At 70.3% G+C, this 22,557-nt stretch carries 25 protein-coding genes; 9 read left to right on the forward strand and 16 right to left on the reverse strand.

All coding sequences use genetic code 11. The features are described 5' to 3' along the window. Nucleotides 1-45: 45 nt before the first annotated feature. The 4 genes from FB563_RS05850 to FB563_RS05865 all read right to left on the reverse strand — a co-directional run bounded on the left by FB563_RS05850 (nucleotide 46) and on the right by FB563_RS05865 (nucleotide 3,526). Nucleotides 46-1,554 carry a VMAP-C domain-containing protein gene (locus FB563_RS05850; RefSeq protein WP_142218521.1) on the reverse strand — a complete coding sequence of 503 codons (1,509 nt, stop codon included), beginning with the start codon at nucleotides 1,552-1,554 and terminating at the stop codon, nucleotides 46-48. Nucleotides 1,555-1,633: 79 nt separating this feature from the next. Beyond that, nucleotides 1,634-1,942, reverse strand: a complete 309-nt coding sequence (locus FB563_RS05855; protein WP_055705734.1) for a trypco2 family protein — start codon at nucleotides 1,940-1,942, stop codon at nucleotides 1,634-1,636. A 70-nt stretch (nucleotides 1,943-2,012) separates the two neighbouring features. Next, nucleotides 2,013-3,206, reverse strand: a complete 1,194-nt coding sequence (locus FB563_RS05860) for an extracellular solute-binding protein (RefSeq protein ID WP_055705744.1) — start codon at nucleotides 3,204-3,206, stop codon at nucleotides 2,013-2,015. Nucleotides 3,207-3,298: 92 nt separating this feature from the next. Next, nucleotides 3,299-3,526 (reverse strand): MmyB family transcriptional regulator, encoded by a 228-nt coding sequence (locus tag FB563_RS05865; protein WP_142218522.1) that lies wholly within the window; start codon nucleotides 3,524-3,526, stop codon nucleotides 3,299-3,301. A gap of 420 nt (nucleotides 3,527-3,946) precedes the next feature. On the opposite strand from FB563_RS05865, the gene FB563_RS05870 reads away from it, so the two are divergent. After that, nucleotides 3,947-4,141 (forward strand): aldo-keto reductase family protein, encoded by a 195-nt coding sequence (locus FB563_RS05870; protein WP_055705737.1) that lies wholly within the window; start codon nucleotides 3,947-3,949, stop codon nucleotides 4,139-4,141. A 64-nt stretch (nucleotides 4,142-4,205) separates the two neighbouring features. On the opposite strand, the gene FB563_RS05875 is transcribed toward FB563_RS05870, so the two are convergent. Next, nucleotides 4,206-5,645, reverse strand: coding sequence for a gamma-aminobutyraldehyde dehydrogenase (locus tag FB563_RS05875; RefSeq protein ID WP_055705738.1), 1,440 nt, complete (start codon nucleotides 5,643-5,645; stop codon nucleotides 4,206-4,208). 169 nt (nucleotides 5,646-5,814) lie between these two features. On the opposite strand from FB563_RS05875, the gene FB563_RS05880 reads away from it, so the two are divergent. From FB563_RS05880 to FB563_RS05905, 6 genes are all read left to right on the forward strand, one after another. Continuing rightward, the gene (locus FB563_RS05880; protein ID WP_055705739.1) at nucleotides 5,815-6,336 is read left to right on the forward strand and encodes an Lrp/AsnC family transcriptional regulator; all 522 of its coding nucleotides are present in this window, start codon (nucleotides 5,815-5,817) and stop codon (nucleotides 6,334-6,336) included. Beyond that, nucleotides 6,321-7,703: an aspartate aminotransferase family protein gene (locus FB563_RS05885; RefSeq protein WP_079048722.1), complete on the forward strand. Its 1,383-nt coding sequence runs from the start codon at nucleotides 6,321-6,323 to the stop codon at nucleotides 7,701-7,703. The genes FB563_RS05880 and FB563_RS05885 overlap by 16 nt, the downstream gene beginning before the upstream one ends. A gap of 216 nt (nucleotides 7,704-7,919) precedes the next feature. Next, nucleotides 7,920-8,660 (forward strand): ABC transporter ATP-binding protein, encoded by a 741-nt coding sequence (locus FB563_RS05890; RefSeq protein WP_055705741.1) that lies wholly within the window; start codon nucleotides 7,920-7,922, stop codon nucleotides 8,658-8,660. After that, on the forward strand, nucleotides 8,642-10,264 hold the full coding sequence (locus tag FB563_RS05895; protein WP_142218523.1) for a hypothetical protein: 1,623 nt from the start codon (nucleotides 8,642-8,644) through the stop codon (nucleotides 10,262-10,264). Before FB563_RS05890 ends, FB563_RS05895 begins: the two co-directional genes overlap by 19 nt. Before the next feature lie 103 nt (nucleotides 10,265-10,367). After that, a complete protein-coding gene (locus FB563_RS05900; RefSeq protein WP_055710513.1) occupies nucleotides 10,368-10,775 on the forward strand; it encodes a VOC family protein in 408 nt (135 codons plus the stop codon). A 235-nt stretch (nucleotides 10,776-11,010) separates the two neighbouring features. After that, a complete protein-coding gene (locus FB563_RS05905; RefSeq protein WP_142218524.1) occupies nucleotides 11,011-11,667 on the forward strand; it encodes an LAETG motif-containing sortase-dependent surface protein in 657 nt (218 codons plus the stop codon). 87 nt (nucleotides 11,668-11,754) lie between these two features. Here FB563_RS05905 and FB563_RS05910 read toward each other — a convergent pair whose 3' ends face one another. The 5 genes from FB563_RS05910 to rlmN form a co-directional block, all read right to left on the reverse strand. Further along, complete coding sequence (locus FB563_RS05910) at nucleotides 11,755-12,549, reverse strand: maleylpyruvate isomerase family mycothiol-dependent enzyme (RefSeq protein ID WP_055706837.1); 795 nt, start codon at nucleotides 12,547-12,549, stop codon at nucleotides 11,755-11,757. A 24-nt stretch (nucleotides 12,550-12,573) separates the two neighbouring features. Continuing rightward, entirely contained in the window at nucleotides 12,574-13,593 is a 1,020-nt protein-coding gene (locus FB563_RS05915) for an ABC transporter ATP-binding protein (protein ID WP_055706838.1), read from the reverse strand. A 49-nt stretch (nucleotides 13,594-13,642) separates the two neighbouring features. Next, a complete protein-coding gene (locus tag FB563_RS05920) occupies nucleotides 13,643-15,244 on the reverse strand; it encodes an ABC transporter permease (RefSeq protein WP_055706851.1) in 1,602 nt (533 codons plus the stop codon). A 47-nt stretch (nucleotides 15,245-15,291) separates the two neighbouring features. Beyond that, nucleotides 15,292-16,368: a thiamine ABC transporter substrate-binding protein gene (locus tag FB563_RS05925; protein ID WP_055706839.1), complete on the reverse strand. Its 1,077-nt coding sequence runs from the start codon at nucleotides 16,366-16,368 to the stop codon at nucleotides 15,292-15,294. A gap of 215 nt (nucleotides 16,369-16,583) precedes the next feature. Then, entirely contained in the window at nucleotides 16,584-17,690 is a 1,107-nt protein-coding gene (rlmN, locus tag FB563_RS05930) for a dual-specificity RNA methyltransferase RlmN (RefSeq protein WP_055706840.1), read from the reverse strand. A 207-nt stretch (nucleotides 17,691-17,897) separates the two neighbouring features. Here rlmN and FB563_RS42785 point away from each other — a divergent pair, with 207 nt between their 5' ends. Further along, entirely contained in the window at nucleotides 17,898-18,071 is a 174-nt protein-coding gene (locus FB563_RS42785) for a hypothetical protein (RefSeq protein WP_167528466.1), read from the forward strand. Nucleotides 18,072-18,101: 30 nt separating this feature from the next. On the opposite strand, the gene FB563_RS42790 is transcribed toward FB563_RS42785, so the two are convergent. The 3 genes from FB563_RS42790 to FB563_RS05940 form a co-directional block, all read right to left on the reverse strand. Beyond that, entirely contained in the window at nucleotides 18,102-18,272 is a 171-nt protein-coding gene (locus tag FB563_RS42790) for a hypothetical protein (RefSeq protein ID WP_167528467.1), read from the reverse strand. A 28-nt stretch (nucleotides 18,273-18,300) separates the two neighbouring features. Then, nucleotides 18,301-18,651 carry a PRC-barrel domain-containing protein gene (locus tag FB563_RS05935; protein ID WP_055706841.1) on the reverse strand — a complete coding sequence of 117 codons (351 nt, stop codon included), beginning with the start codon at nucleotides 18,649-18,651 and terminating at the stop codon, nucleotides 18,301-18,303. 307 nt (nucleotides 18,652-18,958) lie between these two features. Next, nucleotides 18,959-19,165: a hypothetical protein gene (locus tag FB563_RS05940; RefSeq protein WP_055706842.1), complete on the reverse strand. Its 207-nt coding sequence runs from the start codon at nucleotides 19,163-19,165 to the stop codon at nucleotides 18,959-18,961. A gap of 272 nt (nucleotides 19,166-19,437) precedes the next feature. On the opposite strand from FB563_RS05940, the gene FB563_RS05945 reads away from it, so the two are divergent. Further along, nucleotides 19,438-20,088, forward strand: a complete 651-nt coding sequence (locus tag FB563_RS05945; protein ID WP_055706843.1) for a YceI family protein — start codon at nucleotides 19,438-19,440, stop codon at nucleotides 20,086-20,088. A 13-nt stretch (nucleotides 20,089-20,101) separates the two neighbouring features. Here FB563_RS05945 and FB563_RS05950 read toward each other — a convergent pair whose 3' ends face one another. From FB563_RS05950 to frr, 3 genes are all read right to left on the reverse strand, one after another. After that, nucleotides 20,102-20,548, reverse strand: coding sequence for an SRPBCC family protein (locus tag FB563_RS05950; protein WP_055706844.1), 447 nt, complete (start codon nucleotides 20,546-20,548; stop codon nucleotides 20,102-20,104). Nucleotides 20,549-20,733: 185 nt separating this feature from the next. After that, the gene (locus FB563_RS05955) at nucleotides 20,734-21,897 is read right to left on the reverse strand and encodes a phosphatidate cytidylyltransferase (RefSeq protein ID WP_079048823.1); all 1,164 of its coding nucleotides are present in this window, start codon (nucleotides 21,895-21,897) and stop codon (nucleotides 20,734-20,736) included. Next, nucleotides 21,897-22,454: a ribosome recycling factor gene (frr, locus tag FB563_RS05960; protein ID WP_055706853.1), complete on the reverse strand. Its 558-nt coding sequence runs from the start codon at nucleotides 22,452-22,454 to the stop codon at nucleotides 21,897-21,899. The genes FB563_RS05955 and frr overlap by 1 nt, the downstream gene beginning before the upstream one ends. Nucleotides 22,455-22,557: the final 103 nt, after the last annotated feature.

The following is a 22,557-nucleotide window of genomic DNA, read 5'->3' on the forward strand; positions in this document are numbered from 1 at the left end:
CATCACAGAGGCCCTCCCTCCTGTCCCCCGTCCATGGTCAACGTCTCACGCACTGTGCGGTTCGCCGCCCGCTCCCGAGGGGCCGGGTATGCGTTCCGGGTCGTCCAGGAGCAGGGCCAGGTGCCGGCCCACGTGTCTGTGCCATTCGTCCGGTCCCAGCGCCAGGGCCTCGTTGCGCCATCGGCGGGTGCGCTCCAGGACTCCGGCCAGGCCGCGTTCCTGGACTATGTCCGCGGCCGCCTCCCGGAACGCGGGGCCATGGCCGCCCCGGTCCCAGAGGATGGCCGGGATTCCGGCGCGCAGGGCGGCGACGAATTCCTGGCGGGCAGCGGGGGAGTCGGTGCCGGGAGGTGCGCTCAGCACGAGGCACACGATCTGCTGGTCGTCCTTGAGTTCGCGCTCGAGATGGAAGGCCGGCTGGTCCGGCTCGCTCCAGTGCGAGCGGCTGTCCGCAGGCCGTTCCTTGAAGTGCCGCCAGCGGTTGTTCCACGGCCGGTGCCAGGCCGCCTTGCGCAGGCGTTCGAAGCTGCGCACGACAACGGTGTAGTCCATAACCAAAGGTGTGGGTATGTCCGCGTCGGTCTCCTTGTGCCACCATTCCACGGGCTCTCCCAAGAGTGCCCACGGAAGAATGAATTCGATCACGACGGGCTGCCGCAGATCCCACCACCGTTCCTCCGCCTGTTCGATGAGGCGGTCGACGGCGGCCGGAAGCTGGTCCCGGTGCAGCTTGAGGGTCTCACCGGGTACGGGGTGCCAGCCCTCGGAGTCGGACTGGCGCCAGTGGGCCACCCAGAAGCTGTCGGGGTCCACACCGTCCGGTTCGAACTGGATCAGCAGGTAGGCCGGATGTAACGAGGCCTCCGTCGGGGAGACGAACTCACCCTGCTGCCAGGTCGTCATCTCCTCGGTCACTCCGCGCAGTTGGGCCTGCTTGCGGTTCCAGCGACGCAGCTCCTCCGCCTCGTCGGTGCGGCCCTCCTTCACCAGGTACTCGGAGACGAGCGACAAGAAGGCCATGGACGGGGGCAGTTCGTCCGCCGCCGTGTTGTTCCCGGCCAGGTGCAGGAAGACCTCCCAGCCGGTGTCGCACCATTCCTCCAGTTCCTGGGTGCGTGCATGGCTGGCCCTGCGGGCGAGCGCCGTGAGGAGCGACGTGGAACGGATCTCGCCGAGAACAGGGCGCAGGGGGCGCAGATCCGTGTCCTTGAAGAAGGAGGTGGCCTCCCATTCGTCCACCAGACGCCACAGGGCGAGCACGTTCACGGACCCCTGTTCCGCGTAGCCGAGGCAGCGGGCCAGGGTCTGGAGTCCCTCGTCCGTCTCCGCACACGCCTTGACCACCCGCCGTGCCCACAGCCCGAGCGGTTGGTCCTGCCGCGGATCCACGGACAGGCGCAGCTCCGAGCGGAGGTCTTCCACGAGCATCTCCGCGCCGGTCTGCCGCCGGACCGTCTCCGTCGCCGCGAGCACGCCGGCCATCTCGGCCATGAGTTCGTTGCGAACGCGTGCGGCGCTGCGCCCCTCCACCTCGTGACCCCCTCCGGCCGTCATCGAGTTCGTCCGCAGTCCGGTCCGGACAGCGTACGACTAGCCTTCCCGCTGCGTCAGCGGCGTGAACAAGGCGGAATCCTCAACGCTCCCCGTGCGTCTCGTCACCTGAGATCAGAACCCGGTGGCGCGTGCCGTCGGGAGCCAGGAGGGTGGGCTGGAGCGTGAGAGTGACGCGATGGGTCCGCGAGTCGGCGACGGACGCCTCGCCGCTTGCCTCGACGACCCAGAATTTCACCTTGCCGCCGACACCACCGGTGCGGTCGACCGTGACGGTCGCCTCGATCTCCACCTCACCGAGGTCGAAGCGCAGGGGACTGGATCCGGTCTCGGCCATCGCGTGGCTGAGCTGTTCCCTCAACTCACGGACCATTTCGGCGAGTTCGATCAAGATTCCTCCCCCGGAAGCATCGCAGCGGTGTGATGGTACCGAGGAACGGGGGTGCGCCGGGCCCATGTGTCTAAAGCCCCACGATCCTGTTCCACCGCTTGGCGAACTCCACCCGCTCCATGGAGGTGATGTCCCGGGCGATCGCCAAACGTCTGCGCATGCCGGCGTCGGGGAAGATGAGCGGGTTGTCGGCGAGGGAGGCGGTGTCCTTGTCCTGGGAGGAGGCAAGGACGTCCTGGGCGGCCGGGACCGGGCAGACGTAGTTGACCCAGGCGGCGAGTTCCGCGGCGGTCTCGGGGGCGTAGTAGTAGTCGATCAGCCGCTCGGCGTTGGCCTTGTGGCGGGCCCGGTTGGGGATCATCAGGGAGTCCGACCACAGCTCGGCGCCCTCCTCGGGCACGACGAAGCGGATGCCGGGGTTGTCGGCCTGCAGCTGGATGACGTCGCCGGAGTAGGCCTGGCAGGCCAGGACGTCCCCGCTGACCAGGTCCTTGGTGTAGTCGTTGCCGGTGAAGCGGCGGATCTGCCCGCGGTGGATCTGCCGCTCCACCTCGTCGCAGACGTGGTGGAAGTCGTCGGCGGTCCACCTGGTGATGTCCACGCCGTTGCCCTGCATCAGCAGGGCGAAGGACTCGTCAAGGCCGGACAGGAGCGTCACGCGGCCCTTGAGGTCGCTCGCCCAGAGATCCTTGACGTTCCGGATCTCGCGGCCCAGCTTCCTGCGGTTGTAGGCGATGCCGGTGATGCCCGACTGCCACGGCACCGTGAACCGGCGGCCCTTGTCGAAGGCGGGCGTACGCAGCAGCGGGTCGAGGTACTTCGCGACGTTCGGCTGGTGGGCGCGGTCCATCTCCTGGACCCAGCCGAGCCGGACGAACCGGGCGCACATCCAGTCGCTGATGACGATCAGGTCGCGGCCGGTGGACTGATGGTTCATCAGGGCCGGGCTGATCTTGCCGAAGAACTCGTCGTTGTCGTTGATCTCCTCGACGTAGTCCACGGAGATACCCGTGCGCTTCTCGAAGGCGTCCACGGTGGGCCGCCTGTTGGGGTTCTTGTCATCAGTGTCGATGTACAGCGGCCAGTTCGCCCAGGTCAGCTTCATGTCGGCCGCCGACTCGTCGGCGACGCCCCGGTCGCCGGGCGCGACATAGGCGGCGGGCACCCCGCAGCCGGCCAGGGCACCGAGCGCGGCGGTGCCGCCGAGTGCGCGCAGGAGGGAGCGGCGGGACATCGGTGACGTACGGGAAGAAGTCTGGGGCACCACGGAAGGATGCCGCCGCGGAGCTCCGAGGGGCAATCGACGCTGCGTCGAGCATGCCCCCGCCTGCCCGACACCCTGTCGATCAGTGCCGGTCACGCACCGGCCGGCCTCCAGCTGCCGATCAGTTCCAGGGCCTGGGCCGCCTCCCACTCCAGGGCGGGGAGACAGCTGACCAGCACCTGGCGGGGATCGTTGGTGGCGAGCACCTCGAAGTCCAGGGTGAGCGGCCCGACCAGCGGGTGGCGCAGGGTGTAGCGGCCGGGTCCCTTGTCCGCCACGTCCTGGCGGGCCCACAGCACCGCGAACTCCTCGCTCCTCATGGCGAGGTGCCGATGAGGGAGACAGGAGGCGAGCCCCGGATCGTCGGGATACCGGCGCCCGCCCCGACCGCGCCCTGCCCGATCCGGCACCGGCCGCCGAGACGGTACGGCCGTCCCTGCCCCGGCTGATCGACGCCCAGCCCGGCCCGGTGTACGTCTGCGGCCCCCTCCTCAACCGCTCCGCCGAGCCGGAGATCGACTGGGCCGCCGACCACGGCACCGGCGTGCTCCCCTACCAGCCGCTCCACTCGGGCCTGCTCAGCGGCACCTTCACCCGGGAGCGGCTCGACTCCCCCGACCCCGCCGACCGGCGCCGCACCCACCCGGACTTCACGACGAACCTGGACGCGAGCCTCCGTACGGTGGACCGGCTCCGCACCGTGGACCGGCTCCTGACGGTCGCCCAGGCGCACACGTACCGTGGACCGGCTCCTGACGGTCGCCCAGGCGCACGGCACGACGGTGGGAGCGGTGGCGCTCGCCCGGGTGCCGGCCCGCAGGGGCGTCACGGGGGCGATCGCGGGAGCGCGCAGGCCGGAGCAGACGGCGGACTGGGAGCGGGCGGCGGCACTCCGACCGACCGAGGAGCAGCTGGAGTTCGTGGCCGGGGAATGACACGGCGCGGCCCCCGGACGGGGAGGTGACCCGTCCGGGGGCCGCTCGCTGCCGCTCGGGGTGCTTACTCGCCGAGCGAGGTCATCACGTGCTTGATCCGCGTGTAGTCCTCGAACCCGTACGCCGACAGGTCCTTGCCGTAGCCGGACTTCTTGAAGCCGCCGTGCGGCATCTCCGCGACCAGCGGGATGTGGGTGTTGATCCACACGCAGCCGAAGTCGAGCTTCTTGGACATGCGCATCGCGCGGGCGTGGTCCTTGGTCCACACGGAGGAGGCGAGGGCGTACTCCACGCCGTTGGCCCACTCGACGGCCTGGTTCTCGTCGGAGAAGGACTGGACGGTGATGACCGGGCCGAAGACCTCCTTCTGGATGATCTCGTCGTCCTGCTTGACGCCGGAGACGACGGTCGGCGCGAAGAAGTAGCCCTTGTCGCCGACGCGCTTGCCGCCGGCCTCCACGCGCGCGTGGGCGGGCAGCCGCTCGATGAAGCCCTCGACCTGCTTGAGCTGGTTGGGGTTGTTGAGCGGGCCGAAGAGCACGTCCTCGTCGTCCGGCTGTCCGGTCTTGGTGTCCTCGGCGGCCTTCGCGAGGGCGGCCACGAACTCGTCGTGGATGGCCTCGTGGACGAGGACGCGGCAGGCGGCCGTACAGTCCTGGCCGGCGTTGAAGAAGCCCGCCACGGAGATGTCCTCGACGGCCTTGGCGATGTCGGTGTCCTCGAAGACGACGACCGGGGCCTTGCCGCCGAGCTCCAGGTGGACCCGCTTGAGGTCCTTGGACGCGGACTCGGCCACCGACATGCCGGCCCGGACCGAGCCGGTGATGGAGGCCATCGCCGGGATGTCGTGCTCGACCATCAGCCGGCCGGTCTCGCGGTCGCCGCAGACGACGTTGAAGACACCCTTGGGCAGGATCGCGCCGATGATGTCCGCGATCAGGACGGTCGACGCCGGGGTCGTGTCCGACGGCTTCAGCACCACCGTGTTGCCCGCCGCGATCGCCGGGGCGAACTTCCACACGGCCATCATCATCGGGTAGTTCCACGGCGCGACCTGCGCGCAGACGCCGACCGGCTCACGGCGGATGATCGAGGTCATCCCCTCCATGTACTCGCCGGCCGAGCGGCCCTCCAGCATCCGCGCCGCGCCCGCGAAGAAGCGGATCTGGTCGACCATCGGCGGGATCTCCTCGGAGCGGGTGAGCCCGGTCGGCTTGCCCGTGTTCTCCACCTCGGCCGCGATCAGTTCCTCGGCACGCTCCTCGAACGCGTCGGCGATCTTGAGGAGGGCCTTCTGCCGCTCGGCGGGGGTGGTGTCGCGCCAGGCCGGGAAGGCGCGGGCGGCGGCCTCCATGGCGGCGTCCACGTCCGCCTTGCCGGACAGCGGCGCGGTCGCGTACGCCTCGCCCGTCGCGGGGTTGACCACCTCGGTGGTCCGTCCGTCGGCGGCGTCCCGGAACTCACCGTCGATGTAGTTGCGCAGACGACGCAGCTCGGTGCTCACTGCCGGCCTCCTGATCTGGTTCAACTGTCCACTCACTGAGACACCCACACTAGTCGCCGAGCCGACGTTTTCAACACCCCCACCGCCACCAGTTCTGCGAAATCCGCAAGCTTCGGTCTCACAAACAACGAATTTCATCGATCGGGGCTTGCGAAACTGTCGAGACCTCGTGCACAGTGAGGTCGTGGCCAGTCGAAGCGCAGACCAGAGGGACTCCACCCGCGAGTCCAGGAACGGCGGCACCCCCCAGCTGGATGCCGTCTCCCTCGCCATCATCCAGCAGCTCCAGGAGGACGGCCGCCGGCCGTACGCCGCGATCGGCAAGGCCGTCGGCCTGTCCGAGGCGGCCGTGCGCCAGCGCGTCCAGAAGCTGCTGGACCAGGGCGTGATGCAGATCGTCGCCGTCACGGACCCGCTCACCGTGGGCTTCCGCCGGCAGGCGATGGTCGGGATCAACGTCGAGGGCGATGTCGAGAAGATCGCGGACGCGCTGACTGACATGTCGGAAGTCGAGTACGTGGTGATGACCGCGGGCTCGTTCGACATCCTCGCCGAGATCGTCTGCGAGGACGACGACCACCTGCTGGACGTCATCAACAAACGCATCCGGGCGCTTCCCGGCGTGCGCTCCACCGAGAGCTTCGTCTACCTGAAGCTGAAGAAGCAGACCTATATGTGGGGAACCCGATAACCGTGACCCAGAAGGACCTCAGCCGCACCGCGTACGACCACCTGTGGATGCACTTCACCCGCATGTCCTCGTACGAGAACTCCCCCGTCCCGACCATCGTCCGGGGTGAGGGCACCTACATCTACGACGACAAGGGCAAGCGCTACCTGGACGGTCTCGCCGGTCTGTTCGTGGTCCAGGCCGGTCACGGCCGCACGGAGCTCGCCGAGACCGCCTTCAAGCAGGCCCAGGAGCTGGCCTTCTTCCCGGTGTGGTCCTACGCCCACCCGAAGGCCGTCGAGCTGGCCGAGCGCCTCGCCGACTACGCCCCGGGCGACCTGAACAAGGTCTTCTTCACCACCGGTGGCGGCGAGGCCGTCGAGACCGCCTGGAAGCTCGCCAAGCAGTACTTCAAGCTGCAGGGCAAGCCGACCAAGTACAAGGTCATCTCGCGTGCGGTCGCCTACCACGGCACCCCGCAGGGCGCCCTGTCCATCACCGGCCTGCCCGGTCTGAAGGCGCCCTTCGAGCCGCTGGTCCCCGGCGCCCACAAGGTCCCGAACACCAACATCTACCGCGCCCCGATCTTCGGCGACGACCCGGAGGCCTTCGGCCGCTGGGCCGCCGACCAGATCGAGCAGCAGATCCTCTTCGAGGGCCCGGACACCGTCGCCGCGGTCTTCCTGGAGCCCGTGCAGAACGCCGGCGGCTGCTTCCCGCCCCCGCCCGGCTACTTCCAGCGCGTGCGCGAGATCTGCGACAAGTACGACGTGCTGCTCGTGTCGGACGAGGTCATCTGCGCCTTCGGCCGCCTAGGCACGATGTTCGCCTGCGACAAGTTCGGCTACGTCCCGGACATGATCACCTGCGCCAAGGGCATGACCTCGGGCTACTCCCCGATCGGCGCCTGCATCATCTCCGACAAGCTCGCCGAGCCGTTCTACAAGGGCGACAACACCTTCCTGCACGGCTACACCTTCGGCGGCCACCCGGTGTCCGCCGCGGTGGGTCTCGCCAACCTCGACCTGTTCGAGCGCGAGGGCCTGAACCAGCACGTGCTGGACAACGAGGGCGCCTTCCTGCAGACCCTGCAGAAGCTGCACGACCTGCCGATCGTCGGCGACGTCCGCGGCAACGGCTTCTTCTACGGCATCGAGCTGGTGAAGGACAAGAACACCAAGGAGTCCTTCAACGAGGAGGAGACCGAGCGCGTCCTGTACGGCTTCCTCTCCAAGGCGCTGTTCGACAACGGCCTGTACTGCCGTGCCGACGACCGCGGCGACCCGGTCGTCCAGCTCGCCCCGCCGCTGATCTCCAACCAGGAGACCTTCGACGAGATCGAGCAGATCCTGCGCGCCACCCTCACGGAGGCGTGGACCAAGCTCTGAGCCCTCCGGAGCTCCGACCATCCGACTGGATGACCGACACCGGCCCCGGTGCCGCCCGTTCGAGTGAGAACGGCGGCCCGGGGCCGTGTGCTGTCCGGCCTCCCGATCACGGCTGCCTAGCGTTCCCTGCGTTCCAGTGACCGATCGTCCCAGCCTTCGTTCCCCCGGACGAGGGATGAGGCACGGGAAAACGGATCAGAACCGAGGTGTACGCCCATGGAGGCCCCGCCGGACAACGACGTGCTCTGGGCACGCTCCCTGCACTTCAGGCACCCCGACGGCTCCCCCGGGCTCGCGGGGGTCTCGATCGGTGTGCGCGAGGGCGAGATCGTCGCCGTCACCGGACCGCGCGGCAGCGGCAAGACGACCCTGCTGCGCTGTCTGTCCGGCCTGGTACCGGTGCGCAGCGGCGAGGTGTGGTTCAACAGCTCGCCCCTGCACACCCTGGGCCCGATGCGCCGCGAGCGAGTGCGCCGGGACCGCTTCGGCTGGATCGACCCGGAGCCGGTGCTGGTCCCCGAGCTGAACGCCTGGGAGAACGCCGCGCTCCCCCTGATGCTGCGCGGCACCGGCCGCCGCAGGGCCAAGGTCGCCGCGCTGGAGTGGCTGGAACGGCTCGACGTCGGCGACCGGGCCCGCAACCGGCCGCACGAACTGAGGCAGGCCGAGCGCCAGCGCGTCGCCATCGCCCGGGCGCTGGCCCACGCGCCCGCGGTCCTCTTCGCCGACGAGCCCACGGCTCCGCTGCACCACGCCGACCGCACCCATGTGCTGCGCACCCTCACCTCGGCCGCCCGCTCGCACGGCATCACCGTGGTCCTCGCCACGCACGACCCCGACACCGCCGCCCTCGCCGACCGCACCGTGGCCCTGCTGGACGGCCGGCGCGTCAGCACCGTGCACCTGCCGGACGCCCCCGAGACGGAAGGCCGCGCCGCGTGGTCGCTCTCCGTCTGACCTGGGCGGCCCGGCCCGCCGTCCAGCTGCGCCGCCTGCTGGTGGCCGCGGCCTCGGCGGGCACCGGCTTCCTGCTGCTGTCCTGCTTCGGCTACGCCCTGAACCACCCCGAGGCCGCGGACGCCGCCGCGCTGCGGCTGGCCTGGTGCGCGGTGCCGCTCGCCGCCACCACGTACTTCGCGCTCGCCGTCGCGCGCACCGACCCGGGCACCCGGCCGCGTACGGGCCTGTCCGCCGTGGGTCTCGGTCCGGCGCGCCTGATGGCGTTCTCCGCGCTGACCACGGCCCTGTCCTGCGCCCTGGGCTCGCTGCTGGCCCTGCTGGTCTTCCTCCAGCTGCGCGGTGACCTCGCGGGCCTGCCCTACAGCGGCGCGGCGGCGGACGTCCTGGCCTCCGGCGAACACCTCCCCCTCCCGGCGACCCTGACCCTGCTGGCCGTGGTCCCGGCCCTCGCCTCGGCCACGGTGGCCCTGGCCCTGCGCCCCAAGGACCCCCGCCCCGCCACTCCGCTCCTGCGCAGGTACGGCCGCTTCGGGGCGTACGGCTACGCGGTGGCCCGGGAGACGTTCGGGACGTACGGCCGGTTCGGGGCACGGTCACGGGCGGGGGCCGGTGCTCCTCGCGGCAAGCACGGGCAGGGGGACGAGCCGGCACAGGGCGACGAGCACGGGCAGGCGGACGCCGGCGAGCAGCCCGGCCCTCACCCGGCGGCCGCACGCGAGGACGGCGAGCACCCCGGACATCACCCGGCGGCCGCGGACGCCCACGGCGAACAGCCCCGGCATCAGCCCGCAGTCGCAGAGGCCCACGGCGAACAGCCCGGCCGTCACCCCGTAGGCGCACCCGACGACGGCGCGCAACTCCCTCCGCATCCCGCGGGCAGTCGTGCCGCCGCGGCGATGGGGGTGCCCCCGCGCGAGCGCAACCGGGCGCGGGGGAGGGTGGGCGCGGACGGTAGCCCGCCGGCACCGGGCGGCGAAACCGGCCCCGAGCCCCCGGCGCCGGACGCGGACTGGACCGACGGCACCGCCCACGCCCCCGGAACGGCCCCCGCCGGCCTCCCCTGGGGTATCGCCCTGCTGGCCACCGGCCTCGCGGTCCAGGCCTACGCAGGCCACGCGAACGCCGCCGTACTCCTCGGCTGGCTCCTCACCGCGACCGGCCTGGTGCTGGCCGCCCCCGGCCTGACCCACCTGTGCGGCCTGCTTCTGCAGGTCACCCGCCCCGGTGCCCTGCGCCTGCTGGCCGGCCGGGTCCTCATGGCGGAGGCCACCCGCATCGGCCGCCCCCTGGGCGTCGTCTGCGCGGTCGCGTCCGCCGGTTACGCCATGACCACGCTGTACAGGAGCTCGGCACCGGCGTTCGGCCCCCTGACCACCCTCGGCGGGTTGCTCGTCACCGGCTGCACGGTCGCCACGCTCCTGACCGCGGCCGTGGAGAGCCGCCAGTGCCGCGCCGACACGACCGCCGCGCTGCTCCGGCTCGGCGCCCCGGCGTCGATGCTGCGCGCGGCCGCGGCCCTGCGCGCGGCGGCCCTGCTGACGCTGTTCGGCCCGCTCACCCTCGTCGTCGCCGCCCTGGCGGCCCTCCCCGCGGGGCGCTGAAAAAAAAGATCCCCGGCGGCCGATGAGTTCTCCCGGGACCCCCGGTCTACCCACCGAACACGCCGAACCCGGCACGACGGACCACCATGGGAGAGAACCCGTCATGTACCAGCAGATGATCTTCGTGAACCTGCCCGTGAACGACCTCGACGCCTCCAAGAAGTTCTTCACCGAGCTCGGCTACACGATCAACCCGCAGTTCAGCGACGAGAAGGCCGCCTCCGTGGTGATCAGCGACACCATCGTCGCGATGCTGCTCACCAAGCCGTTCTACGCCACGTTCACCAAGAAGGAGATCGCCGACGCCACGAAGACGAGTGAGGTGCTGGTCGCGCTGAGCGCCGAGAGCCGCGAGAAGGTGGACGAACTGGTGGACAAGGCCCTCGCGTCGGGCGCCACCCCGAGCGGCGAGACCCAGGACCACGGCTTCATGTACGGCCGCGCCTTCGACGACCTCGACGGCCACACCTGGGAGGTCATCTGGATGGACCCGGCCGCGGTCCAGGGCTGACCCCGCACCACCCAAAACGGCGCCAAACGTCACGGTGATTAATAAGAAGGCAAAGCCAACGGCCGTTGGCGGCATATGCGTTGACACTCTTACAGAGCGCTTATAAACCTGTGAGCCTCGTGGGGGTGGTGGGGCACTCACCTCATCCGGTGCCTCAAACACCCCCGAACCCCCCGCAGTTGCACTCTGTAAAGGACAAACGTTGTCCATAACTCACCGTGGCGCACGCCGTTCCGTGCGCGTTCTGGGTGTTGCCTCCGCCTCGGCCGCGGTCGTGCTGGGTCTGTCCAGCTCCGCGTTCGCGTGCAACATCAGCGAATTCAAGGCCGAAGCCAAGTGTGACGGCTCCAAGGGCGTCATCGTCGTCACCGACACCGACGGCTCCGGTACCCCTGCCACCATCACCGTGTTCCGCACGAACAACGGTGGGGTCGAGAAGCAGATCGGCCGGCAGGAGGTCAAGGGCTCCGCCCAGGGCACCTCGGTCACCTTCTCGGAGAAGTGGAAGCCGAACGCGACGTACCGCGTCCACGTCACGGCCAGCCCCTACGTCGACGAGGACATCGCGGGCGGCCTGACGACCCCGTCGGCCGCCTGCGAGACCGACACCCCGACCCCGGCCCCGTCGGCCCCCAAGCCGACGGCGACGCCGTCGAAGTCCGCCCCGGCCGAGTCGGCGACCCCGACCCCGTCGGCCTCCGCGTCCAGCTCCGCCCCGGCGGCCACGTCGAGCAACGCGCCGTCCCCGGCGGCGGGTGACTCCAACCTCGCCGAGACCGGTGCCAGCTCCAACACCGGCCTGATCGCCGGCATCGCGGGCGCGCTGGTCGTCGTCGGCGGCGGCGCGGTCTACTTCGGCATGCGCCGTCGTGGCGCCCGCGGCAACGGCTGACGCCTCGCCCCTCCTCACCAGTACGCCACCGCGGCCCGTCCCCCTATCCCCAGGGGACGGGCCGCGGTCGTGCACGGCGGCCGGGAATCAGAAGCCGGTCCGCTCCAGCCAGAACTCCAGCAACTCCCGCTCGCCCAGCACGTCGAGCCCCGGCGTGTCCAGCGGCAGCCGCCGGTAGAAGGCCAGCAGCACCGAGGTGAGCGGGCCGCGCAGGGCGACCGTGGCCTTCTCGTGGCCGCGCCGCCAGGTGACTCCGTCCTCGCCCAGCTCGATCAGCCACTCGGCGTTCAGGGACGGGTCGGCGTCGGTGGCGTGCAGATGGATGCTGCGGCCCGGCCCGCGCAGCTCCTTCGCCTCCCCCTTCACCCCGCTGCGCTGCGCCCACTCCACGATTTCCAGCCACTCGTCCAGTGTGTCGGCGGCGATCTCGGGGGCGACCTCGTAGGGCGCGCCGACGGTGCGCGCGGCGTCCGCGCGGTGGATGGTGATCTCGTGGGTCATCCGGCGGGTCCAGAACCCGCTCGTGGCCGCGCCGGTCCAGGACCACACCTTGGCCTCGGGACCGGCCTCGCGCAGCGCCCCGACGACCAGCTCGCCGGTCTCCGCGAGCCATGCGTCGAGGGCCGGCGCGTCCCCCTCGGCCTCCGGCCCGTCACCGAGCGGCACCTGCTCGCGCGGCACCATGTCCTGGGCCCGGAGCCGGACCTGCGTGGCCACCCAGCGCAGGGCGCCGCCCGTGTGCCGTACGAGCCGTTCCAGGGTCCACTCGGGGCAGGTCGGCACGGTGGCCGACAGATCGGCGCCGGAGGTCACCAGGGACCGGAACCGGCCCAGCTGGTGGGCGATTTCGTCACAGTAGCGATCATGCGCGAGGAGCGTCATGGGCTCACCCTAAGGGGCCGGTGATCAGTCGAGTACGACGATTTCGGCCGCGTCGAACTCCACGCCGACCCCGTCCCCGGCCTCGGGTGCCTCCCGCAGCGCGCAGGCCGCCTCCAGGCGCGGCCCGTCGGCGGGCTGGAGGTGGACGGCCACATGGGTGCCCTTGAAGGTGCGGGCGGTCACCGTGCACGGCAGGCCGGTGTCGGCCGCCACGAGCCGCACCCCGGCGGGCCGGACCAGGAGGGTGCGCGCGCCCTGCGGGGAGCCGTCGGGGACCGGCAGCTTGCCCCAGGGGCTGTCGGCGGCCGTCCCCGCGACGGTCGCGGGGACCACGTTGTCGAAGCCGAGGAAGCGTGCCACGAACGCGTCGGCGGGCCGCTGCCACACCTGAAGCGGCGTACCGGACTGTGCGATCCGCCCGTCCCGCATCACCACCACCCGGTCGGCCAGCGCGAACGCCTCGCCCTGGTCGTGGGTGACGGCGAGCACGGTCGTACCCAACCGGCCGAAGAGCTCCCGCAGCTCGACCACCAGGCGTTCCCGCAGGGAGCGGTCGAGCTGGCCGAGCGGTTCGTCGAGCATGAGCAGCCGGGGCCGGGGCGCCAGCGCCCGGGCGAGGGCCACGCGCTGCTGCTCGCCGCCGGACAGGGAGGCCACGGCCCGCCGGCCGGCCCCGGGGAGCCCGACGAGGTCCAGCAACTGCCCCACCTCTGTGTCCCGTTCGCCCTTGGCGACGCCGTGCATGCGCAGTCCGAACGCCACGTTCGCGCCGACGTCCCGCTGCGGGAAGAGCTGGTGGTCCTGGAACATCAGGCCGACGCCCCGCCGGTGCGCGGGCACCCCCGACTGGTCGCGGCCGTCGAGCAACACCCGTCCGTCCGACAGGGGTTGAAGCCCGGCGACGGCCCGCAGCAGGGTCGACTTCCCGCTGCCGCTGGGGCCCAGCACACACACCACCTCGTGCTCGGCGACGTCCAGATCGACCGCGTCGAGCGCGGCCCGCCCGCCGAAGCGCACGGTCGCGGCATCCAGGCTCAGCAGCATCGGGCACCCATCCGTCCGGTCAGCAGCATCAGAACTCCACCGTCGGCATCTAGAACTCCCCCGTGCGGTCGGTGCGCAGTCGCTCCAGGAGCAGCAGGGCGGCGGCGCACACCACCATCAGGATGGTCGAAAGGGCCATCGCCTGGCCGTAGTTGAGGTCTCCGGGGCGGCTGAGCAGCCGGGCCACGGCGACCGGGAGCGTCGGGTTGTCGGGCCGGGCGATGAACACCGTCGCCCCGAACTCGCCGAGCGAGACGGCGAACGCGAACCCGGCCGCGACCAGCAGCGCCCGCCGCACCAACGGCAGATCCACCTCCCGCCACACCCGCCAGGGCGAGGCCCCGAGCACCGCGGCGGCCTCCCGCAGCCGTCCGTCCACCGCGCGCAGCACCGGCAGCATGGTCCGTACGACGAAGGGGGCGCCGACCAGCGCCTGGGCGAGCGGGACGAGGATCCAGGACTGCCTGAGGTCCAGCGGCGGCTTGTCGAGGGCGATCAGGAAGCCGAAGCCGACGGTCACCGCGGATACGCCGAGCGGCAGCATCAGCAGCGCGTCGAAGCCCCGGACCAGCCGTCCGGCGTCCCGGCGGGCCAGCGCGGCGGCGGCGAGACCTCCGATCACGACGGCGATGGCGGTGGCGGCGACGGCGTACTGCAGCGAGGTCCACACCGCGTGCACGGGCGCCACCAGGAACGTACCGCCGTCGGCGTTCGTGAGCGCCCGGTAGTAGCCGAATCCGGGCGCGTCCAGGGAGCGCTGGACGAGGACGGCGAGCGGCAGCACGAGGAGCAGCGCGATGGTGGCGAGGACACCGGCGAGCAGGGCCCACTGCCCGGCGCCGCGCGGGCGGCGGGCGGTCACCGCGGGGTCGACCAGCCGCAGCGCGCTCTCCCGGCGCCGTACCGTCCACGCGTGCACGGCGAGGATCGCGCCGACGGCGGCGAACTGGACGAGGGTGAGGACGGCGGCCGTGGAGAGGTCGAAGACCTCGGAGGTCTGCCGGTAGATCTCCACTTCCAGGGTGGAGAAGGTGGGGCCGCCGAGGATCTGCACGACGCCGAAGGAGGTGAAGGTGAACAGGAACACCATCAGCGCGGCGGCGGCCACGGCGGGCGCGAGGGCGGGCAGCGTCACCTTCCGCCAGGCCCGCCACGGTGACGCGCCGAGCATCCGGGCCGCCTCCTCCTGGCGGGGGTCGAGCTGGGACCACAGCCCGCCGACGGTCCGTACGACGACCGCGTAGTTGAAGAAGACATGGGCCAGCAGGATGGCCCACACCGTGGTGTCCAGCCGTACGCCCCACAGCTCGTCCAGCAGCCCGCCGTGCCCGACGAGGGCGAGGAACGCGCTGCCGGCGACGACGGTCGGCAGCACGAACGGGACGGTGACGACGGCCCGCAGCACCTGCTTGCCCGGGAAGTCGAGGCGGGCGAAGACATGGGCGGCGGGCAGCGCGAGCAGCAGGGTGAGCGCGGTGGAGGCGAGCGCCTGCCAGGTGGTGAACCACAGCACGTGCCGGATGTCCGGCTGCGCGACGACGTCCGCGATCCGCCCCAGCCGCCAGGCGCCGTCCACCTTCAGCCCGCGCGTGACGATCGCGGCCACGGGCCAGGCGAAGAACAGCGCGAAGAACGCGACGGGCAGGGCCAGCAGCCCGAGCCGCGCCGCGCTCCCGCGCCAGTCCCTCGTGCGGGGGACTACTTCAGTACGAGCGAGGTCCACGACTTGACCCACTGGTCACGGTTGGCGGCGATCCTGCCGGGGGCCATGGTCTCGGGGTGCTCGGCGGCCTTGCCGTACTGGGTGAACTCGGCGGGGACCTTCGCGCCCTGCAGCACCGGGTAGACGAACATGTTCAGCGGCATGTCCTCCTGGAACTCCTTGGAGACCAGGAAGTCGATGAACGCCTTGGCGCCCTTGGGGTTCCTGGCGTTGCTGAGCAGCCCGGCGAACTCGATCTGCCGGAAGCAGGTGCCGTACGACACCCCGGTCGGGGCCGTGCTGGGCCGCTTCTTGGCGTAGATGACCTCGGCGGGCGGGGAGGAGGCGTACGACACCACCAGCGGCCGGTCACCGCCGGCCTTCCTGCCCTCCGACGAACCCGAGAACTCCTGGTAGTAGGCCTGGTCCCAGCCGTCGACGACCTTGACGCCGTTGGCCTTGAGCTTCTTCCAGTAGCCCTGCCACCCGTTGTCCCCGAACTGGGCCGCGCTGCCGAGCAGGAAGCCGAGCCCGGGCGAGGAGGTGGCGGCGTTCTCGGTGACGAGGAGGTTCTTGTACTCGGGCTTGGCGAGGTCCGCGAAGGACTGCGGCGGGGTGAGGTGGTGGTCGGCGAAGTACTTCTTGTCGTAGTTGACGCAGATGTCGCCGTAGTCGACGGGCGTGACCCGGTGCTTGGCCTGGTCGAGCTGGTACTGGGCGCCGGTCTTGTCGAGGCCCTTGGCCGTGTACGGCTGGAAGAGGCCGTTGTCGAGGGCGCGGGAGAGCAGGGTGTTGTCGACGCCGAAGAAGACGTCGCCCTGCGGGTTGTCCTTGGTCAGGATGGCCTTGTTGACGGCCTGCCCGGCGTCGCCGTCCTGGAGGTTGCGGACCTTGTACCCGGTCTTCTTCTCGAAGTCCTTGAGCACGCTCTTGGACACGGCCCACGAGTTGTGGCTGACGAGCGTCACGGTCCTGGAGTCCGAGGACGGCTTGGTGCCGCCGCCGGAACCGCACGCGGACAGCGCGATCAGGCCGAGCCCGACCGCCACGGCCACGAACGTCTTGTTCTGCACTGGATGTCCTCCTGGGGTTGGCCAGGAAGAGACGCGGCCCTGCCCGGGCTCCGCTGGGGAGACCCGGGCAGGGCGCAACAGCTTGAGTGATGACCGAACTCCCTACCCAGAATGACCTGGGCGAGGTTCAGAGGGTCTGCGGCCCTGTCCGCCGCACTCTCAGCGCTGTGGCGCTCCCCTGTCGGAATATGAAGATGTGATGGACGGTGGTCAGATTACCGCTCGGTGGCCGCCAGCTGACCACAGGCCCCGTCGATCTCCTGGCCACGGGTGTCCCGGATGGTGACCGGCACACCATGGGCGGCGATGGCCTCCACGAACGCCTTCTCGTCCTCGGGCCGCGAGGCGGTCCACTTCGAGCCCGGCGTCGGGTTCAGCGGAATGAGATTGACGTGCACGGGCTTGCCCCTGAGCAGCCTCCCGAGGCGATCCCCCCGCCACGCCTGGTCGTTGATGTCCCGGATGAGCGCGTACTCGATGGACAGCCGGCGCCCGCTCTTCTCGACGTACTCGAACCCGGCGTCCAGCACCTCGCGCACCTTCCAGCGCGTGTTCACGGGCACGAGGGTGTCGCGCAGTTCGTCGTCGGGGGCGTGCAGGGAGATCGCGAGCCGGCACTTGAAGCCCTCGTCGGCGAACCGGTGGATGGCCGGCACGAGCCCCACGGTGGACACGGTGATCCCGCGCTGGGACAGCCCGAGCCCATCGGGAGCCGGGTCGGTGAGCGCCCGGATGGCGTTGACCACCCGCTTGTAGTTGGCGAGCGGCTCGCCCATGCCCATGAAGACGATGTTGGAGAGCCGGGCAGGGCCTCCGGGGACTTCCCCGTCCCTCAGCGCCCGCATTCCGTCCACGATCTGGTGGACGATCTCGGCGGTGGACAGATTCCGGTCCAGCCCCGCCTGCCCGGTCGCGCAGAACGGGCAGTTCATCCCGCACCCCGCCTGCGAGCTGATGCACATGGTGACCCGGTCCGGGTACCGCATGAGCACGGACTCGACAAGGGTCCCGTCGAACAGCCGCCACAGCGTCTTGCGGGTGGTCCCCTCGTCGGTCGACAGATGCCGGACGACGGTCATCAGCTCCGGGAACAGCGCTTCCTGCAGCTTGCCGCGCGATCCGGCGGGGATGTCGGTCCACTGCTCCGGGTCGTGCGCGTACCGCGCGAAGTAGTGCTGCGAGAGCTGCTTGGCACGGAACGGCTTCTCGCCGATCTCGGCCACCGCGTCCTTGCGTTCGGCGGGCGTGAGATCGGCAAGGTGCCGCGGCGGCTTCTTGGCTCCGCGGGGGGCGACGAAAGTGAGTTCTCCGGGCTTAGGCATGGCGTTACCAGTGTCGCAGATCCACATGGGTGGCCTGCGGCCGTCGCACCTTACGACTGTCGTCAGTAGTCGCTACCAGTCGTGACTGAGTGGCTTCGGACGGCCCAGCGACGGCCCGGCCGAGGGAGCTCAACACGACCCACAAGGTGGCTTCGCCTCGTGCCTCAAGGGGCACACGGCCAGTGAGATCCCACGGGAGGTACCGAGATGAGCGCCGGAGAACGGGCCAAGGCAAAGGCCGAACAGATCGTCGGAATGACCGTGCGGAAGGCGGCCCACGCGGTGCACAAAGAGACCCTCGCGGCGAAAGGCGCCGCTCTCGAATCACGGGGCAAGATGCGGGCCGCGAAAGAACAGACCAAGGGTTCCTTCAAGCGCTGAGTGCGCTGCCGCAGGCCAACAGCGGTGGCATCACCGGACGAAGTGCCGATGAGAGCGCCGGGACCAGCGCACACCGAACAGGACGAGGTCTGCCACGAAGACCACGATGCCGATGATCAGGAGGTACGACAGCCCCGCCGCCACCGTGCCGATGATTCCCAGGACGATGGCCGCGAGGATCAGGAACAGGAAAAGCGCCATGGTCAGCACATCCTCAAGCCTCGGCCGGTCAGCGGCGTGCGAGGCGGCGCCCCTTACCGCGCTCGTAAGGCCTCTCGTAGTGTTTGAAGACCTCTTCTTCCCGCTCGACCGGCAGGACGTCATCCATGCCTATGGACGGTGCCTTCCTCACCAGCCCTCTCCCGTGCGCCACCCTTACGTAGCCGGGGCCCAGCGTTGCTTCGTCGAGGGGCACGAAGACCAGTCGGTGCCGAGTCGGCAGGCCGGTACGGACGGTGGCCATGGTCGGCGCGTCGGTGGTGGTGTCCACGTAGACCGCTTCCAGCGCTCCGATCTTGTGCCCCTTGGGATCGATCACGTCCCGGTTGCGCCACTCGCGGATATCGGCTGAATGGATCATGCCCTGCTCCTTGCGGCCCGCGCCTCCCGCAGGCACTGCATCCGATTGGAGGGGTGACTACGCGAGGTTTACACCTTTTCATCGTACTCTGACCGCTGGCGCATGGTGTCGAAAATGCCTGATCACAGGCCGTCGCCGGCCACGGCGGTCGTCAGCGGTCGTCCCGCGCTGCCGTCAGATCATGAGGACGGGGTGGGGCGCCAGCAACAGGCTCGGCAGCCTGGCGCTGATCCCCCCAGGTCCAGCCGACGCCCCGCCACACGAGAAGGACTCGGCGAACGGGACCGAGCCCTCCTCGATGCGCCACTCAGATGCAGGGGACGTTGGCATAGCCCGGGTAGTAATAGCGCCCGGCCGGACCAGCGCTGTGGACGCACTGGCCGAAGCCGGGGCTCTGGGGCTTCGGACTCTCGGTGGCGGCGGTCGCGGTCGGAGCGATCAGGACGATCGCCCCGAGGACCATTGCCGCCACCGCCGATTTCTTGCCCGGGATGTGCCTCCGGAACGTCTTCATGCCGCCCTCCTTCGGGCCGAGACGGGAGCGCCGCACGGTTCACAGGGCGACGGGTCGGCGCTCGTATTCCGCATATCGTCATATGCCGCAGACATGACGTCAACACCCTAATTTGGGGCATTAACGCCGAAAATCGGCCGGACCGGGTGGCCACGATGTGCTCATGTGAGGGCCCGGATACGGGCGGTGAGCTGTGAAGTTCTCCTGACGAACGGTCGGGTTTCCTGATCGGGCCTTGTCCCGCCCCTTGGCCTGACGTAACCACATGAGGTATGAACCTTTTCGGCCGCAACTCCTTCCAGCGGCGCGCCCAGCCGACCGCCGCTCCCGTGGCGATCGCCGCACCGCGAGCCAGCGCCACCGCCGTTCTGCCCGATCCCGAGCTGGCGGGTCTCACCGGCGAGTGGCTGATCGATCCGGCACACAGCAGGATCGGGTTCTCCGTGCGGCACGCGATGGTGACGACGGTGCGCGGCGCGTTCACGCAGTACGAGAGCCGGCTCTACTTCGACGGCCGCGACCCCGCTCGCTCCCGGGCCGACATCGTGCTGTACACCGCGAGCGTGGACACCGGTGTCGAACAGCGCGACGCGCATGTGATCGGCCGGCAGTTCCTGGACTCCGGCAGCTATCCGCGGATGACCTTCACGAGCACCGCCGTACAGCTCGCGGGCCAGGACCTCTACCGTATGACCGGCGATCTCACGATCAAGGACACCACCCGCCCCGTCGACCTGGAGCTCACCTACATCGGTCATGTCATCGACGCGTTCGGTGACGAGCGGGTCGGCTTCGACGGCACCACCACCATCAACCGCTCCGACTGGGGGCTGACCTACGACGCCCGGCTGGCCCAGGGCGGGTCCATGGTGAGCGAGAAGGTCCGCCTCCAGTTCGACATCGCGGCGATCCGGGCCACGTGAAGGGCCCTTCCCGCTAGCCGGCGGTGCGCTCGAGGCACTCCTTGAGCAGCCGCTCGTTCTCCGGCAGCTCCTTGCGGACCTGGGGCCGTACGACGAGAGGGACCAGCACCCTGCCGAGACCGTGGCCCTCGAAGTCCAGGTCCATCGTCACGCGCGTACGGCCGTCCGGGAGCGGGGTGACCTCGCCGTGCACCCGGCCCCGGACCGGGCCGTCCGTGCCCCGCATGCTCCATGCGCGCGGCGGCTCGAACTCGGTGACCCGCATGGTCAGCGGGACGTCGCGGCGGCCGACGTGCCGGGTGATCCGGATCCGGGATCCGAGCCCGAAGGGGCTGTCGTCGAGCTGCTCGACCGACACCGCGCTCTTCTGCCACTCCGGCAGGTGGGACGGGTCACTGAGATACGCCCAGACCTCGCCGGGAGACCGGTCGACGTCGATCTCTTCATGGAAGGCGGCCATAACACCCTCCTTCTCCGAATAGAGGGCTCACCACCAGAATCGTCCCACCCCGGACCCCGCACGACCACACGCCGACGGGCCCTCCCCCTGCCCGGGCGAGGACCCACAAGCCGCACGACACACCGCTCACGCCACCGAGACGGCTGAGCCCGCCCTCCATCAGGCACGAGACCCACAAGCCGCACTCACGCCGAGCCGACGAACACCACCATCAGCAGCCACACCACCGGCGCCGTCGGGAGGAGGGAGTCCAGGCGGTCCATGATGCCTCCGTGGCCGGGGAGCAAGGTGCCCATGTCCTTGATGCCCAGGTCGCGCTTGATCATGGATTCGCCGAGGTCGCCCAGCGTGGCGCTGGCCGCGACCGCGAGGCCCAGCAGCAGGCCCTGCCACCAGATGCCGTCGTCGATCAGGAACTGCATGCACAGCGCGCCGGCGGCCATCGCGAACAGCACCGCGCCCAGCAGGCCCTCGCGGGTCTTGCCGGGGCTGATGCGCGGGGCCAGCTTGTGCCTGCCGAAACGCCAGCCGACCGCGTACGCGCCGGTGTCGCTGACCACCGTCAGGAGGAGGAAGGTGAGCACCCGCCAGGGGCCGTCCTCGGCCGTCAGCATCATCGCCACGAACGTGGCCAGGAAGGGTACGTAGAAGGCCGCGAAGACGCCTGCCGTGACGTCCTTGAGATAGCCCTCCGGCGACTCCGTCATGCGCCAGACCAAGGCGGCGAGGGCCGTCAACGCCATGGCCACCCATGCGCCCTCGGCGCCGCTGACGTACCCGGCGACCACCATCGCCGCACCGCCGACCGCGAGCGGCACCAGCGGCGCCTTGATCTCCTTGCGCTCCCGCAGCCTGCTGGTCAGCTCCCACAGGCCGACGACGACGGCGACCGCGATCACGCCGACGAAGACGGCCTTCTCGATGAACAGGGAGGCGATGATCACCACACCGAGCCCGACCCCGACGCCTATGGCCGCGCTCAGGTCACGGCCCGCGCTCTTCTTCTGCGGCGCTGGGGCCGGCTGGTGGGCGTCGGGCATGGGCTCCGGATTCTGGTTCTCGGCCTGGAGGGCGCGGGCCTGCTGGGGCTCGGGGCGGAACTCGTCCTGGAATTCCTGGAACAAGGGGCCGCCCCGCCGGGCGGCCCCTAGGTCGCCACCCCGCTCCGCGCCGTACACGGCTTCGTCGGGCACGACGGGCATGGGGCGAGTCTGCTGCGCCTCTGGCGCATCGTACGCGGGACCCGCCGGGACGGCCCCCGGGACAGGCTGGGCAGGCCCGCCCCCGGCGGGCCCCCAGTACCCGGCCTGGCCCGCCGCTGGCGGCGCCCCCCAGGAAGAGTCGCTCATCAGACTTCGAGCAGCTCCGCTTCCTTGTGCTTCAGGAGCTCGTCCACCTGCGCGACGTACTTGTGCGTGGTGTCGTCGAGCTCCTTCTCCGCGCGGCGGCCCTCGTCCTCGCCGACCTCGCCGTCCTTGACGAGCTTGTCGAGGGCTTCCTTGGCCTTGCGGCGCACGGAGCGGATGGACACGCGCGCGTCCTCGGCCTTGCCCTTGGCGACCTTGATGTAGTCGCGGCGGCGCTCCTCGGTCAGTTCGGGGAACACCACCCGGATGATGTTGCCGTCGTTGCTGGGGTTGACGCCCAGGTCGGAGTCGCGGATCGCCTGCTCGATGTTGCGCAGCGCGCTCTTGTCGAACGGGGTGACGACCGCCATGCGCGGCTCCGGCACGGAGAACGAGGCCAGCTGGTTGATCGGCGTCGGGGCACCGTAGTAGTCGGCCACGATCTTGTTGAACATCGCCGGGTGCGCACGGCCGGTGCGGATCGCGGCGAAGTCCTCCTTGGCGACCACGACGGCCTTCTCCATCTTCTCCTCGGCCTCGAGGAGGGTCTCTTCGATCACCACTTGCTCCTGCGTGTCTTGAGTAAGGCCCGGCTGCGGTTCCTGAAGCGGTCGGCGGCCGGCTGCGTCGCGTCTTCTTCCTGCACGGTTCCCGACCGGCAGG

Source organism: Streptomyces puniciscabiei (assembly GCF_006715785.1).
Lineage (GTDB): Bacteria > Actinomycetota > Actinomycetes > Streptomycetales > Streptomycetaceae > Streptomyces > Streptomyces puniciscabiei.

What these genes read in the sequence shown, in the direction of transcription:
- FB563_RS05950 (WP_055706844.1), bottom strand. Translation starts at nt 20,548, where the DNA reads ATGGCCGCCTTCCATGAAGAGATCGACGTCGACCGGTCTCCCGGCGAG.
- FB563_RS05945 (WP_055706843.1), top strand. Translation starts at nt 19,438, where the DNA reads ATGAACCTTTTCGGCCGCAACTCCTTCCAGCGGCGCGCCCAGCCGACC.
- FB563_RS05940 (WP_055706842.1), bottom strand. Translation starts at nt 19,165, where the DNA reads ATGAAGACGTTCCGGAGGCACATCCCGGGCAAGAAATCGGCGGTGGCG.
- FB563_RS05910 (WP_055706837.1), bottom strand. Translation starts at nt 12,549, where the DNA reads ATGACGCTCCTCGCGCATGATCGCTACTGTGACGAAATCGCCCACCAG.
- FB563_RS42785 (WP_167528466.1), top strand. Translation starts at nt 17,898, where the DNA reads ATGAGCGCCGGAGAACGGGCCAAGGCAAAGGCCGAACAGATCGTCGGA.
- FB563_RS05915 (WP_055706838.1), bottom strand. Translation starts at nt 13,593, where the DNA reads ATGCTGCTGAGCCTGGATGCCGCGACCGTGCGCTTCGGCGGGCGGGCC.
- FB563_RS05865 (WP_142218522.1), bottom strand. Translation starts at nt 3,526, where the DNA reads ATGAGGAGCGAGGAGTTCGCGGTGCTGTGGGCCCGCCAGGACGTGGCG.
- FB563_RS05850 (WP_142218521.1), bottom strand. Translation starts at nt 1,554, where the DNA reads ATGACGGCCGGAGGGGGTCACGAGGTGGAGGGGCGCAGCGCCGCACGC.
- FB563_RS05955 (WP_079048823.1), bottom strand. Translation starts at nt 21,897, where the DNA reads ATGAGCGACTCTTCCTGGGGGGCGCCGCCAGCGGCGGGCCAGGCCGGG.
- FB563_RS42790 (WP_167528467.1), bottom strand. Translation starts at nt 18,272, where the DNA reads ATGGCGCTTTTCCTGTTCCTGATCCTCGCGGCCATCGTCCTGGGAATC.
- rlmN (WP_055706840.1), bottom strand. Translation starts at nt 17,690, where the DNA reads ATGCCTAAGCCCGGAGAACTCACTTTCGTCGCCCCCCGCGGAGCCAAG.
- FB563_RS05900 (WP_055710513.1), top strand. Translation starts at nt 10,368, where the DNA reads ATGTACCAGCAGATGATCTTCGTGAACCTGCCCGTGAACGACCTCGAC.
- FB563_RS05935 (WP_055706841.1), bottom strand. Translation starts at nt 18,651, where the DNA reads ATGATCCATTCAGCCGATATCCGCGAGTGGCGCAACCGGGACGTGATC.
- FB563_RS05890 (WP_055705741.1), top strand. Translation starts at nt 7,920, where the DNA reads ATGGAGGCCCCGCCGGACAACGACGTGCTCTGGGCACGCTCCCTGCAC.